This is a genomic window from Dawidia soli, assembly GCF_018598185.1.
Classification (GTDB): domain Bacteria; phylum Bacteroidota; class Bacteroidia; order Cytophagales; family Cyclobacteriaceae; genus Ohtaekwangia; species Ohtaekwangia soli.
This window is the reverse complement of sequence record NZ_JAHESC010000002.1, coordinates 1-14,448: the sequence shown is the minus strand read 5'-3', so window position 1 is coordinate 14,448 and position 14,448 is coordinate 1. Positions and strand designations below refer to the sequence as shown.

The following is a 14,448-nucleotide window of genomic DNA, read 5'->3' as shown; positions in this document are numbered from 1 at the left end:
GAGCCATTATAACTACCTGAATTTTAAGGTTTTTCGGGGCCTTAAATTCAATCTTTTCATCAGGTTCTATAAACATTTTGGCCAGGGTTTTGAACATCCCGGATTTCCAAACGTTTTTTACACCATGAAAAAAATATTCTGCTTTTTACTGCTTTCGGCGTCTTATAGTTGGGCACATGCGCAAACCGCCACGGTCGTAAAGTTTGACCGCATTGAAAAGATCATGAAGACTCAAACAGACGAAGTGCAGGTAATTAACTTTTGGGCGACCTGGTGTGCTCCCTGCGTAAAAGAGCTGCCGTTGTTTGAAAAGCTGGGTGCCGAAACTCCCGGGGTAAAAGTGACGTTGGTAAACCTGGACTTTGCCGATAAGGTTGAAAAGGTGAACGCCTTTATGGCGCGCAAGAATATTAAGTCTGAAACGGTGCTGCTGGATGAGATCGACTACAACACCTGGATCGACAAAGTAGATGCTTCCTGGCAAGGGGCGATTCCGGCGACATTGATCGTCAACACACGCACCGGCACCCGGAAATTCGTGGAACGCGAGCTGGCGGATGGTGAACTTCAGCAGCTCGTCGCCTCGGTCAAATGATCTTACACCATGGATAACAACTTGTAATAATCTCTCCCTTATGAAAATACACAGTATTGCATCGACACTGGCGGCATTCTCCCTGCTGATATTTTTCGCAGGCCGCCCCCCGGGCTATCAGATAGGAGATACGGTGGCTACATTCAAACTCCGGAATGTAGATGGCAAGATGGTATCGTTATCAGACTACCAGTCGGGTAAGGGTTTAATTGTTGTGTTTGACTGCAACACGTGCCCGTTTTCAAAAGCATACAACGACCGGATCCAGGCGCTGAATAAAAAATATGAGCCACAGGGTTTTCCGCTGGTGGCGATCAACGCCAACAGTCCCGACTTGTCTCCCGGCGACTCGTTTGATAATATGGTGGCGCAGGCCAAGCGCGAGAAATACGATTTTCCGTATCTGGTTGACGAATCGCAGGATGTGGCCCGGGCTTTTGGCGCTTCGAACACACCGCATGTGTTTGTGCTGAAAAAGGCGGGCAACGATTTTAAAGTTGCTTATATCGGGGCCATCGACAACAACAGCCGCGACGCCGACGCTGCCGATAAAAGATATGTAGAAGATGCCATCCAGGCTTTATTGGCAAACAAGCCTGTAACGACGGAACGAACCAAAGCCATTGGCTGCGGCATCAAGTGGAAGAATGTTTAGTAATCATACCTTGGGTAAAAAAGGCCTCCCGGTTTGCTAACGTCGGGAGGCTGTTTTTTTGTACCCGCCTCGTACTTCGTCATGCAGCGGCAATGCAGGCAATGTGTATTGCGCCGCAGCCGGCATCGGTCAGGGCACGTACGCACGCTTCGAGCGTGGCCCCGGTGGTGACGACATCGTCCACCAGCAACAGATCCTTGCCGGCGATTTCACGTGAAACTTTTACACGAAATACATTTTGCATGTTTTCCCAACGTTCCAGCCGGTTTTTGCGGGTCTGGGTTATCGTTTTGACTGTACGCTCGACCAGGTTTTCCGCGCAGGGTATGTTTAACGTCGAGGCCATGCCCGCGGCAAAACAAGCACTTTGGTTGTAGCCGCGCTTTCGCTGCCGGCTCGGGTGAAGCGGTATGGGCACGACCAGGTCGGGCTTCGTGGTCATCCCGGTGGAAGAAAGCCGCGCGCCGTACAATTCGCCGAGAAAATTTCCGACGTCGGGTTGGTGGCCGTACTTCAGGGCATAGAGTAGTCGCTGTACACGGCTGTCTTTGGAGAATTTCAAGAACGCCTGCGCAGTGTGAACCGGCGTAAAAGCCGAAAGGCGCTGATACAGCAAGTTTTGCGGGTCGATGTGGTGGTCTGTGTAAGGCAATTCCAGCAGGCAGGCCGAGCAAATGATGGGTTCGCCTTTCATCCGCGGCTGGGTGCAGGCCGCACAAAGACGGGGAAAGAAGAGTGAAACAAAATCGGAAAAGACAGACTCGAGAGAATTCGCCATTTTTAGAAATATATTTGCCGACAACAGTGTTGTAAAATAAAAAAAATAATCAACAAAATTACTTATGGGACTTGTCGAGGATTTCAACTCGTACCGCAGCAAAATGAATGAGAAGATCATGGACTCGGACAGCCTGATCATCAAGAGAATTTTTAACCTCGATACCAATGCGTATGCGGAAGGCCACCTGGACGTGAAGTCAAAAGAACTGATCGGTTTGACCTGTTCATTGGTGCTGCGCTGCGATGATTGCGTGAAATATCACCTGGGTAAATGCAAGGAAGTTGGCTTCACCACATCGGAAGTTCATGAGGCCATGGGCGTGGCGACGTTGGTGGGTGGAACGATTGTGATCCCGCACCTGCGGCGCGCCTTTGAATTCTGGGAGGAGCTGCAACATGTTTAAGCGCGACCTGGAGCTGGAGCGGACCTGGGCATCGCTGCTTGGGGCCGTTGAACAGATGATCGGCAAAAAGCCCAAGGATCTGAACAGTGTGCTGTTTTTAATCGGCGTTCAGGAGCTGGGCCGTGGGCAGGCTACTTTCAGCAAGGAAGAAAAACAGGACCTGATGCACATCGGCATTTGCAAAGTATTGAGCTATGCCGGCTATTATGTGCTCGAAGGATTGGACAAAGACGGCTGGCCACATTGGAAACTGATCAAAAAGCTGCCGCACTTCGACCTGCTGGAGCAGGAGAAACTCCTGAAAATGCTTGTGATAGAATACTTTGAAAAGGAGTTTGAGTGGGTTGCCCCGCCGGCCAGTTGATTGACTTTGTAGAAGTGAAGCCCGTATCTTAGACCTTTCTCAACTTTGGAATACGTTACTGCGTTTGTTTATATAATCAAGCATCGAGATGGGACCAGGTATTGAGCAGATCCACGAAAAGATTAAGTCCTTCAAAAGGAAGTACTATCTCAACATTTTTCTCCGCGGGGCAATCCTCTCGCTGGCGATCCTGTTTTCGTATTTCCTGTTGGCGGCAGTGGTGGAGTATATGTTCTGGCTGGGGCCCTGGGCCCGGTTCGTTATTTTCTTCACCTTTCTGGGCGTAGCCGGTTATTGTGTTTTCAGGTTCCTGAAAGATCCGCTGCGGTGGTGGATCGTCCGCAAAGGTCTCGATGAAGAGCAAAGCGCGCGCCTGATCGGCAATTATCTGCCGAGCGAAAAAGATCGGTTAGTAAACCTCATTCAACTTTCTGCACTCGAGAACAGTTCGGCGCTGGCTGCCGCGAGTATCCGTCAGCGCTCGCAGGACCTGGCGCCTGTACAGTTTGATCACTTTATCGATCTGCGCGAGAACCGTAAATACCTGCGGTATTTGTTTATCCCGGTGTTTGTGATCCTGGCCATCGCCATTTTTAATCACAGCATTCTTACCCACAGCACCGACCGGATCGTTCACTTCAATCGCCATTACTCGCCGGAGGTGCCGTTTCAATTTGTGATCGACGCGAAGTCGCTTCAGGCGTATTACAACGAATCGTTCACCCTTCAGCTGCAGCTGCGTGGCCAGGCTGTGCCACAAGACGCATACCTGGTGCTTGGCAAAAACCGACTCAAGTTTGAAAACCTGGGCAGCGGGAATTTTGCCTATACCTTTGAAAGCGTACAGGAGGCGATGGATTTTCAAGTGGAAGCTGCCGGTTTCTTTTCGGATATGTTTCACGTGGCACTGATCAGCCGGCCAGAACTCACACAATTTTCCGTGGCGCTGGAGTACCCGCGCTATCTGCAACGGCAAAATGAAAAGCTGGTAAATACCGGCAACCTGGAGATACCCGAGGGCACGCGCGTGCGGTGGGAGCTGCAAGCCGCGAATACAACCAAAGCAAGTATTGTATTTGCTTCCGACAAAACACCGCAGGATATACAACATTCTGACAATCAGATATTTAAATATCAAAAAGAATTCCGCAATCCCGATGGCTATGAAATCTCGCTGAACAACGCCGAGAGCCGGAACAAAGAAAAGATCTCGTACCGGGTGGATGTTATCAAAGATCAGTACCCGCAGATCACGGTCAACAATTTTAAAGATTCTGTGCTATACCAACGCGTGGTGTTGGGCGGCACCATTTCCGACGACTATGGGCTGAGCCAACTAGTGTTGACATTCCGCGTGCGAAATGAAAATCAGAAAGAAGTGTTGTCGCGTACGATCAATATTCCGATCACGCGCAATCAATCGCAGCAAAGCTTCTTTTACAACTGGCCGGTTGATTCGCTGAAGTTACATCCGGGTGAGCAGCTGGAGTATTATTTGCAAGTGTGGGACAATGACGGTGTGAATGGGCGTAAGTCCACGAAGTCGGCGATGTATTCGTTCTCGCTTCCGTCGCAAGAGAATCTTGCCAACGACATTGTGCGCTCACAAAATCAGACCGAGCGTCAGCTTTCACAGAGCAGCACCAAGGCGCAGAAACTTCAGGATCAGATCGAGCAGGCCAACCAGAAGCTGAAAGGCAAACAGAACCTGGATTGGCAGGACAAGAAAATGTTGGAAGACATTGTGCAGCAAAAGCAGAGCCTCGACAATATGCTGGAGGAGCTCAAAGAACAGAACAAACTGCTGGAGCAAAAGAAGGATGCATTCACGGAACAAGATGAACGGATCCGCGAGAAGGCACAGCAGATCCAGAAGCTGATGGAAGAGCTGTTGGACGAAGAAACTAAAAAGCTGTTTGAGGAGCTGCAGAAACTTCTGAAGGAAAACTCAGATGCCACGCAGCTGCAGAAGCTGATGGACAAACTCAACCAGAAGACCGACAATCTGGAGAAGGAGCTGGAGCGCACGCTGGAGCTCTTCAAGCAATTGCAGTTTGATTACAAGCTGGATCAGTCCATTGAGGACATAAAAAAGCAGATTGAAAAACAGGAGGGGCTCTTAGAGAAGACGGAGTCGTTGGAAAAGAACAAAGACAACAAGAAAGGCGACAACAAAGACTCGAAGGGAGACAAGGACAAGAAGGGGGACAACAAAGACGGCAAGCAAGATCAGCAGGGTAAGAACCCTGACGAAAAAGAAAAGGACGGTCAACAGGCCGGCGATGATCAGAAGAGCGAGAACCAGAAGTTAGCCGAGGAGCAACAGAAGCTTCAGGAAGATTTTCAGAAGTCTTCTGAGAAGATGGAAGAGCTCAAAAAGCTGGGAGAGGAATTGGACAAAGGCGACAAGCTGCCCTCTAAAGAGGATGCTGACAAAGTTGAGCAGGAACAGGAGCAAAGCCAGGAGATGTTGAAGCAGAACCAGCCTTCTAAGTCCAAGCCGATGCAGCAGAAGTCCATTCAGCAAATGAAGCAGATGCAACAGCAGATGGAAGGAGCCCAAAGTTCGATGGAGATGGAAATGGACATGCAGAACATCGAGTCGCTGCGCCAGATCATTCACGGGTTGGTAAAGTTGTCGTTTGACCAGGAAAACCTCATGAAGAACTTCCATGAGCTGAATCAAAGCGACCCCCGCTTTAACGGCCTGGCACAGCAGCAGATGAAGCTGAAGGATGATGCCAGGGTGTTGGAGGATAGCCTGCTGGCCATTGGCAAGCGCGATGCCTTTATGGGTTCCATTGTTACCAAAGAGATTGGCGAGCTGAACGACCACCTGGACAAGGTCATTACAGCAAACCGGGAGCGTAAGCGGCCTCAGGCGGCCAGCGAGATGCAGCAAAGCATGACCTCGATCAATAATCTGGCATTGATGTTGGATTCCCACTTCGATATGATGATGCAGATGATGGCCAATGCAAAACCATCGTCAAAGCCGTCGAATAAAAAAGGACAGAAGCCGAACCTCAGTCAAATGCAGCAGCAGCTGAATCAAAAGATCCAGGAGTTGAAAGGAAGCGGCAAATCGGGTCGTCAGCTTTCAGAAGAGCTGGCGGAGATGGCAGCAGAACAGGAACGGATCAGAAAGGCCTTGCAGGAAATGCAAGAGAAGATGAAGGAGGGGGGCAAGATGCCGGGGGGTGATCTTCCGGCAAAAATGGAGCAGACGGAGATGGATCTGGTGAACAAGCAGTTGACGGACCAGATGATCAAACGCCAGCAGGAAATCCTTACACGTTTGCTGGAAACAGAGAAGTCTGCGCGTGAGCAGGACATGGAGGAAGAGCGGAAAGGGGAGACTGCCAAGGATTACGACAAAGAAATTCCCAAGGCATTTGAAGAATATTTGCGTCTCAAGGAAAAAGAGGTAGAATTGCTGAAAACAGTTCCACCGAAGCTTTACCCTTACTATAAGAAAGAAGTAAACGAATACTTTAAAAGAATCGGAAACCAATAACAAGGCTATAGAGCACATGAACACCATTAGTATCCAGGTCCCGTCTATCGTAGAGAACATCCGCATGATTGAGAGCTTCATTGACAATGCCAAGGAGCGCTTTCACCTCGACGATGATATTTATGGTAATATCATGATTGCCGTAACGGAGGCGGTGAACAATGCCATTAAGCATGGCAATGCCAGTGACAAAACGAAGAATGTGCATTTGAGCCTTTCTTTGGACGAGAGCATGATCCGGTTTGTAGTAAAGGACGAAGGAATGGGGTTTGACTACCAGAATCTGCCTGACCCGACTGCACCGGAGAACCTGGAGAAGCCAGGGGGCCGTGGCATCTTCCTGATGAAGCACTTGTCGGACGAAGTGGACTTCAAGGAAGAGGGAAGAATCGTTGAATTGAGCTTTTACATGAATTCCTGATGGCCTCTATCCGCTTCTTCTCTGAAGAAACAGAATTTAAGCTTCCGCATCCCCGCAAAACATCCACCTGGATCAAATCCGCCCTAAGGAAGGAAAAAAAGACCCTGGGCGATCTGAACTTCATCTTTTGCACGGACGAGTACCTGTTACAGATAAACATGGAGTACTTGGACCATCACACCTACACCGATATCATCACCTTTGATAGCAGCGCGACACCGGGAACTATTGAAGGTGATATTTTCATTAGCATAGAGCGGATCCATGAGAATGCCGGGAAGTTTGGGCGTCCCTTCGACGAAGAATTGCACAGAGTCATTATTCACGGCGTTTTGCACCTGGTGGGTTATGGTGATAAGACGAAGACAGCCAAAGCCCAGATGACCAAGAAAGAAGATACCTATCTGGCCTTGCGGAACAATTAAATGTTCCACGTGGAACATAAAGAACCATAGCGCAGAAAAGGGGCAATGTTCCACGTGGAACATTTGCCATAGCACCGTGGAATTAGAAACCTGCACGATCATAGTGTTCCACGTGGAACATTAGTGGCTCAACCATTAAAGAGAGACAGATAAATGTTCCACGTGGAACGCAAATGTGGAAATGTGGAAAGATTTTGTGGGCAACTTTAGTGTTCCACGTGGAACGTAGCTTAAACAAGTAAATAATAGATGATGTTTCCAGAATATGATGTCATAGTAGTAGGAGCAGGGCATGCCGGTTGTGAAGCTTCGCATGCCGCGGCCATGATGGGCTCGAAGGTACTGCTAGTGACAATGAACATGAACACCATCGCCCAGATGTCCTGTAATCCGGCCATGGGTGGTGTAGCGAAAGGCCAAATTGTGCGAGAGATCGACGCCCTGGGAGGCATGTCGGGTATTATCTCAGATAAGTCCGCTATTCAATTCCGAATGCTGAACCGTTCCAAAGGTCCTGCTATGTGGAGCCCCCGTACACAAAACGACCGCATGAAATTCTCCGAAGAATGGCGCCTGGCCCTCGAAAGAACTCCCAACCTGGACTTCTGGCAAGAAACCGTTAAGGAAATACTCGTTAAGGACGGCAGAGCAGTAGGTGTGAAGACTTCTCTCGGCCTGGAGATCAAATCAAAGGCGGTCGTCCTCACCAACGGCACCTTCTTAAATGGATTGATCCACATCGGCGAAAAGAACTTCGGCGGAGGGCGTGCAGCCGAAAAGGCGGCCACCGGACTGACCGAACAGCTCCTAACCCTTGGATTCGAGGCTGGCCGTATGAAAACCGGCACGCCTCCGCGTATCGATGGCAGAAGCCTGGACTATTCAAAGATGGAAGAACAGCCGGGGGACGAAAAGCCCGGCAAATTCTCCTATTCAGATACAACGCCATTGGACAAACAAGTCAGCTGCTGGATCACGTACACAAATGAAGATGTTCACCAGGAACTGCAGAAAGGATTTGATAAGTCTCCGATGTTCCAAGGTCGCATTAAAGGATTAGGTCCCCGCTACTGTCCTTCCATAGAAGATAAGATCAACCGTTTCGCTGAACGAGACCGCCATCAGATCTTTGTCGAGCCTGAAGGGTGGAACACAGTAGAGATCTATGTAAACGGCTTTTCTACTTCGCTACCAGAGGATATACAATACCAGGCATTGCGTAAGATCCCCGGATTTGAAAACGCTAAGATGTTCCGTCCTGGATATGCGATAGAATATGACTTCTTTCCCCCGACCCAGCTCAAACTAAGCCTCGAAACGCACCTCGTCACCGGACTATTCTTTGCCGGCCAGATCAATGGCACGACTGGTTATGAAGAAGCGGCCTGCCAGGGTCTGATGGCTGGTATCAACGCTCATCATACTGCACATGAAAAAGAACCTTTGATCTTAAAAAGATCAGAAGCCTATATCGGTGTACTGATTGACGATCTGGTAAACAAGGGCACACAGGAGCCGTACCGGATGTTCACCTCGCGTGCCGAGTATCGCATTCTACTCCGCCAGGACAATGCCGACCTGCGCCTGACCGAAACAGGTTACAAGATTGGTCTTGCCACACAAGAACGTTATGATTCCTTCCTTCAAAAAAAGACGTCCATTGATCAATTACTGAAAGAGCTCAGCAGCATCAAAGCCGACCCCGAAACGGTAAATGCCGGCCTGGAAAGCATTCAAACATCTGCCATCCGTGAAAAGGTGGTTGTCGCTCACTTGCTGCGTCGTCCACAGATCGGTATGCCCGAGTTGCGCCAATTAAGCCCCGATCTAAAAGCGCTCCTGGATAAGTACAGCCCGGAAGTACAAGAAGAAGCTGAGATCGACATCAAATACGAGAGCTACATCGAACGCGAGCAAAAGCTTGCAGAAAAGATCGGAAGCCTGGAAGAATTCAAGATCAAACCCGACTTTGATTATGACCGGGTGAAGGCACTCTCTTCTGAAGCGCGTGAAAAGCTTAAACGCATAAAACCCGAAACTCTCGGACAGGCCACACGCATCAGCGGCGTATCGCCTTCCGACATTTCTGTACTAACCATATACATGGGCAAATGATCGACATAAAGATATGTCCCGTATGCGGCGGAGAAGATCTGCAGCTTCTCCTCACGAGCAAGGACAACACTGTATCACAACAAGTATTTGAACTCCGGCAGTGCCAAACCTGCAAGCTTGCGATCACCACGCCACGGCCCGCCGATGAGGACTTACATCAATACTATCTTTCGGAAGACTACATCTCCCACTCCAACAAGGGAAAAACGCTGGTAGATAAAGTCTATCTCATCGCGCGGAGCTTTACGCTCAAATGGAAACTCCGCATCGTTCAACAAGGTGGCACGACACCAGGAAAGATCCTGGACTATGGCTGTGGCACCGGCGAATTCCTATCCACCTGCAAAGCTGCCGGCTGGACTACCGTGGGCGTCGAGCCTTCACCGGCGGCGAGAGAACAAGCTAAGACACTCACAGCATCACCGGTATATGAGTCACTTCAATCTGCAACTGATGCCAACTTTACGGTCATAACGCTATGGCACGTCCTTGAGCACGTGAGCAATCTTGATCAAACACTTTCACTGCTCAAAAGCAAGCTTGCCGAAAATGGCACAATCTTTATTGCTGTACCCAATCACAGCAGCTGGGATGGGCAGCACTATAAAGAACACTGGGCAGGCTATGATACTCCCAGACATCTTTGGCATTTTTCACGTGAAACAATGAGGACACTGATCACTAAAAACGGAATGAATGTAACGGGAACAATCCCTATGAAACTTGATTCCTTTTACATCAGCCTGCTCAGCGAGAAATACAAAAACAGCAAGTCATCTGTAACAGGTATGCTGAAGGCCACCTTAAACGGCCTTACTTCAAACGTAAAGGCCTCTAAATCAGGTGATTACTCGAGTCTTATCTATATCGTCAAGAAATGATCCTCAGAAAAGCATTACCCTGGTTTGTATATTCTCTTTTTATCCTGTCATGTGCGCGCCAAACCGCCCCGACGGGGGGGCCTAAAGACACCATTCCTCCGGTACTTGTCAAAGCGGTGCCTTATATCAACCAGACCAACTTCAAAGACAAAGAGCTCACGCTTACGTTTGATGAGGCCTTACTCCTGAACAATCCCAAGGAACAGATCATCGTCACTCCGGATATCCAAAAGAAGTACGACATCAACGTCAAGAAGAACGTCGTGCATATGACGTTAGACACGGAGCTGAAAGACAGCACTACCTATACCTTCAACTTCCGGGACGCGATACAAGACATCACTGAAAAGAATCCGGCGAAGAATATAAAACTCGCGATCAGCACGGGGCCGTATGTCGACTCCCTCATCATTCAGGGACTTATCTACGATCCGCTACGACCTGTCCCCGTAAAAGAAGCAACTGTTGCGCTGTTCGAAAGCGACACGTTCAACATCTTTCAACACACGCCTGCCTACATTACAAAGACCAATGAGACGGGACTATATGCGCTTGAGAATCTCAAACCCGGAACCTACTACGTCTTCGCCATCGACGACAGGAACAGAAACCTGATCGCAGACAGCAAAACCGAGCAATACGGCTTCATCGGCACACCGATCGAGCTCAAACGGAATCAGAAACAAATCGATATACCGATCATCAAACTCGACACCCGGCAGCTCAAGCTCACCAACTCCAGGCCGTACAACACCTACTTCAATATCAAGCTTTCCAAGAACCTAGCTACCTACAAACTCACTTCCGACAGCAGTGAATGGCTCTTCTCAGCTTTCGGCGAAGACCCGGCCAACATCCGCGTGTACAACACCTTTGACAACACCGACAGCACAGCCATCAGGCTCACGGCACGAGACAGTATCTATAACCGAATCGATACAGTCATTTACGCCAAGTTCACGGACCGCGAAGTAAAACCAGAAGCTTTCTCTTCCAAGACCGACGGTTTCAAAGTATTTGCCCGAAAAGGCTTCATCACAGGCCAGGTACAATTCAGCAAACCACTGCTTGAGATCAACTACGACAGCATTCTCTACCAGATCGACTCCGCCAAAGTTGTCACCTTTTCTAAAGGCGATATCCAATGGGACTCGCTCCATAACCGGATCACGATCCAAAAGACCTTTGACGCAAAACTCCTGATTGAGCCCGAGCCCGTAAAAGATACGCCAAAGCCAAAACCTGTTACGACAGAAAAAGGTCAATCTAAACAGCAACCCAAGAAAGTCATCAAGAACAGATTCTACCTTGGCAATGCTGCATTCATCAGCATCGAGCGGGACAGCTCGAAGGCTTCCGAAGAAACATTGCGACCTATCACGCTGGAGGAAACCGGCGTGATCTCCACGCAGATCCAAACAAAAGAAGCGCATTTTATTGTACAGCTGCTCGACAAGTCCAATAACGTTGTCAAGGTTATCCACGACAAAAAGAACGCCGTCTTTGAAGACGTTATTCCAGCCGAGTACCAAATCAGACTGATAATCGACTACGACGGCAACGGCGAATGGTCGCCCGGAAACTTCTTTCGTAAAGTAGAACCGGAGCCAACCATCTATTATCTGAACGAAAAAGACAACCCCATCATCAATCTCAAAGCAAATTGGGAGATCGGACCCTTGTTGATAACCTATTGATAACACGCGGACATCTTGTGGATAAACTGAGCGCTCTACCGGGAAAACCTGCAAAAACCCAACAAACGGAACACGGCGAACGTTGTCCGTGGATAAAACAACATCTACCCACAACCATCCACAAGCCGTCTTATGCACACATCACTTATCTACACACTATCTCAATGTTAATAACTATATTAAGTACCTGAATCAGAGAAGTTTACTATCCAATAGATATCTACATCCTATAAACAGCCCAAAAACTCAAAACTTGTACACATTTGAACACCCCTAATTATAAATACTATATATATTATTTAATAAATACAGTAAGGGAGAAACTGATCTGGACAACCGCGTTCATGCTTTTTAGCCTCTTATCCATCGGACAGAACCAATCTGAAATTCAGTTAGCAAACGAGTACCTTCTCAAAGGCGACAAAAAAAAAGCGGCCGAGCTGTACCGGGACCTGGCCAGGCAGGATTTCAACACGCCGTTTGTTTATAACAATTATCTGACCGTGCTGCTGGACCTGGGTGCGTACGACGAGGCGGGGGGATATCTGAAAAGGTTGTCGAAAAGGGATCCGGAAAATCTGCAATACAAACTGGATGTCGGGCTGATCTATGTGAAGTCGGGTGACTTGAACAAGGCGGACCGTTATTTCCGTGAGCTGATCAGCGAGAACAAAACCGTGGTGCCGCGCGCCAAAATGATGGCAGAATATTTTTCGTCACGCTCGCTCGCCGACTACGGCATCGTGACCCTAACCGAGAGCCGCGACGCCCTGGGGAACCCCAGTCTCTTCAGCCTGGACCTGGCGATGCTGTATCGCTTAAAAGGCAACCGCGACAAAATGGTGACGGAATACCTGAACTACGTCACGCAGAATTCCGCCAACATTCAATACGTAAAAAATATCATGCAGGCGCTGCTGACAGAGCCCGACGAGTTGGTGAGCCTCGAAAATCTTTTGTACGACCGCGTCCAAAAATTTCCGGACGTCGAAGTTTACTCCGATCTTCTGATCTGGGTGACGATCCAGCAAAAAAATTTTTACGCCGCCTTCGTCCAGGCTCGTGCCTATGACAAGCGTTACAAACGGGACGGCGAGAAGTGCATCGAGGTGGCGCGGGTTGCTGTGGACAACGAAGACTTTGAAAACGCTGCGAAGATCTATCGCTACGTGGCGCGTGAATATCCGCGCACATCCAATTACCTGATCGCGACGTTGGGCCTGATCCGCACGCGCGAAGCAAAACTAAAAAAGATCTATCCTGTGAGCGTCGATTCGGTCCGGACGCTGATCACGGATTACAAAAAATTTATAAAACAATATCCCGACAACGCCAACGCGCTGGAGGCTACGCGGAGTCAGGCCTTGCTCTATGCCAACTACCTTGACCAAAAAGATTCGGCGGTTCATGTGTTGACGACCTTGATCAACAACCCGAGGACGTCGCTGTACCTGAAGTCGAAAGCGAAGCTCGACCTTGGTGATATTTATTTGTTGAAGGGCGAGCCCTGGGAGTCCAGCCTGTTGTATTCGCAAGTGGAGAAAACGCAAAAAGAAAATCCCGTGGGCTACGAGGCGAAATTGAGGAACGCGAAGCTCTCGTACTACAAGGGAAATTTTAAACTCGCCCAGGAGCATCTCGATATTTTGAAAGAAGCGACGACGCGTGAGATCGCCAACGACGCCCTGGACCTGAGTATGCGCATAAAAGAAAATATTGCTTTCGACTCGGCGGGTGAGGCGCTGAAAGAATATGCGTCGATCGAGCTGCTGCTGTATCAAAATAAAACGAACGACGCGTTGAGCCGTCTCGCGAAATTGAAACAGGGAGTCACTGCTTCAGGCGCTGCTTTTTCAAATCAGGGAATACTCGACGACGTTTATTGGCTGGAGGCAAACATCCGCATGCAGATGGGTGAGTTTGAACCGGCGCTGGCGTTGCTTCAGAAAATTCGCGAGGAGTTCGGCGACGACATTCTTGCCGATGATGCTTATTTTCTGGAAGGCGACATTTATGAGCGCCAGCTAAAAAATAAAGAAAAGGCGATGGAGATCTATCGTGATTTCCTCAACAGGTATCCGGGCAGCGTATATGCCGCCGAAGCGCGGAAGCGTTTCCGTACGTTGCGTGGCGACTTCGCCGAGCAGCCGCAGCTATGAGGCATCACCGTGTGTCGTGTCTTTTTTCGGAAGCACGGACACGGCATCACCGATCCGGATCGGTCCGCCGCGGATAATTTTTGCTGTGATACCGCCGTGACCACGCATGGCGTTGTAGCCGCCCGGCCCCAGATTCTCTTCCATGCGTGAGCAGGGATGACATTCGCCCGAATATTCCAGCACGGCCTGGCCGATCTGAAACTGCTGGCCTTTTAACGCCAAAAGGTTTATGCCCCGGACGACAATGTTGCGGCGGGTGAGTTTGGGGTCGATCGGATCCTGGCCAAGGTAAGAGCCGATGGCCTGCAGGTGCTCGGCCTGGATGAGGGTCGCCTGGCGGCGGGCGGCGCGGGGGCGGTGACCGTTGGGTTTGACCCACACCCCGCCCCCCCGGCGGGTTGGGATCGGGGGTGGGCGGGTGGGGGGGGGGAGAAA

General features: G+C 49.6%; 13 protein-coding genes. 11 read left to right on the top strand and 2 right to left on the bottom strand.

Features of this window, described 5'->3' with window-relative positions; translation table 11 throughout:
- Positions 1-124: 124 nt before the first annotated feature.
- Together KK078_RS01405 and KK078_RS01400 are read left to right on the top strand one after the other, a co-directional pair.
- The gene (locus KK078_RS01405; protein WP_254088446.1) at positions 125-595 is read left to right on the top strand and encodes a TlpA family protein disulfide reductase; all 471 of its coding nucleotides are present in this window, start codon (positions 125-127) and stop codon (positions 593-595) included.
- Between the two features lie 40 nt (positions 596-635).
- Positions 636-1,250 (top strand): thioredoxin family protein, encoded by a 615-nt coding sequence (locus KK078_RS01400; protein ID WP_254088445.1) that lies wholly within the window; start codon positions 636-638, stop codon positions 1,248-1,250.
- Positions 1,251-1,329: 79 nt separating this feature from the next.
- Here the strand turns inward: KK078_RS01400 and KK078_RS01395 are convergent, their stop codons facing one another.
- Positions 1,330-2,028 carry a ComF family protein gene (locus KK078_RS01395; RefSeq protein WP_254088444.1) on the bottom strand — a complete coding sequence of 233 codons (699 nt, stop codon included), beginning with the start codon at positions 2,026-2,028 and terminating at the stop codon, positions 1,330-1,332.
- A 64-nt stretch (positions 2,029-2,092) separates the two neighbouring features.
- Between KK078_RS01395 and KK078_RS01390 the strand changes: the two genes are divergently transcribed.
- The 9 genes from KK078_RS01390 to KK078_RS01350 all read left to right on the top strand — a co-directional run bounded on the left by KK078_RS01390 (position 2,093) and on the right by KK078_RS01350 (position 14,013).
- The gene (locus KK078_RS01390; RefSeq protein WP_254088443.1) at positions 2,093-2,434 is read left to right on the top strand and encodes a carboxymuconolactone decarboxylase family protein; all 342 of its coding nucleotides are present in this window, start codon (positions 2,093-2,095) and stop codon (positions 2,432-2,434) included.
- Positions 2,427-2,798 (top strand): hypothetical protein, encoded by a 372-nt coding sequence (locus KK078_RS01385; RefSeq protein WP_254088442.1) that lies wholly within the window; start codon positions 2,427-2,429, stop codon positions 2,796-2,798. Before KK078_RS01390 ends, KK078_RS01385 begins: the two co-directional genes overlap by 8 nt.
- 88 nt (positions 2,799-2,886) lie before the next feature.
- Complete coding sequence (locus KK078_RS01380; RefSeq protein WP_254088441.1) at positions 2,887-6,315, top strand: DUF4175 family protein; 3,429 nt, start codon at positions 2,887-2,889, stop codon at positions 6,313-6,315.
- A gap of 16 nt (positions 6,316-6,331) precedes the next feature.
- Positions 6,332-6,736, top strand: coding sequence for an ATP-binding protein (locus tag KK078_RS01375; protein WP_254088440.1), 405 nt, complete (start codon positions 6,332-6,334; stop codon positions 6,734-6,736).
- Positions 6,736-7,161: an rRNA maturation RNase YbeY gene (ybeY, locus tag KK078_RS01370; protein WP_254088439.1), complete on the top strand. Its 426-nt coding sequence runs from the start codon at positions 6,736-6,738 to the stop codon at positions 7,159-7,161. The genes KK078_RS01375 and ybeY overlap by 1 nt, the downstream gene beginning before the upstream one ends.
- 252 nt (positions 7,162-7,413) lie before the next feature.
- Complete coding sequence (gene mnmG / locus KK078_RS01365) at positions 7,414-9,276, top strand: tRNA uridine-5-carboxymethylaminomethyl(34) synthesis enzyme MnmG (protein WP_254088674.1); 1,863 nt, start codon at positions 7,414-7,416, stop codon at positions 9,274-9,276.
- Positions 9,273-10,157 (top strand): class I SAM-dependent methyltransferase, encoded by an 885-nt coding sequence (locus KK078_RS01360; protein WP_254088438.1) that lies wholly within the window; start codon positions 9,273-9,275, stop codon positions 10,155-10,157. The genes mnmG and KK078_RS01360 overlap by 4 nt, the downstream gene beginning before the upstream one ends.
- The gene (locus tag KK078_RS01355; RefSeq protein WP_254088437.1) at positions 10,154-11,854 is read left to right on the top strand and encodes an Ig-like domain-containing protein; all 1,701 of its coding nucleotides are present in this window, start codon (positions 10,154-10,156) and stop codon (positions 11,852-11,854) included. The genes KK078_RS01360 and KK078_RS01355 overlap by 4 nt, the downstream gene beginning before the upstream one ends.
- A 344-nt stretch (positions 11,855-12,198) precedes the next feature.
- Positions 12,199-14,013: a tetratricopeptide repeat protein gene (locus KK078_RS01350; RefSeq protein WP_254088436.1), complete on the top strand. Its 1,815-nt coding sequence runs from the start codon at positions 12,199-12,201 to the stop codon at positions 14,011-14,013.
- On the opposite strand, the gene KK078_RS01345 is transcribed toward KK078_RS01350, so the two are convergent.
- The coding region (locus KK078_RS01345; RefSeq protein WP_254088435.1) for an MOSC domain-containing protein at positions 14,008-14,448 on the bottom strand (441 nt) is incomplete at its 5' end. The two genes, KK078_RS01350 and KK078_RS01345, sit on opposite strands and share 6 nt — an antisense overlap.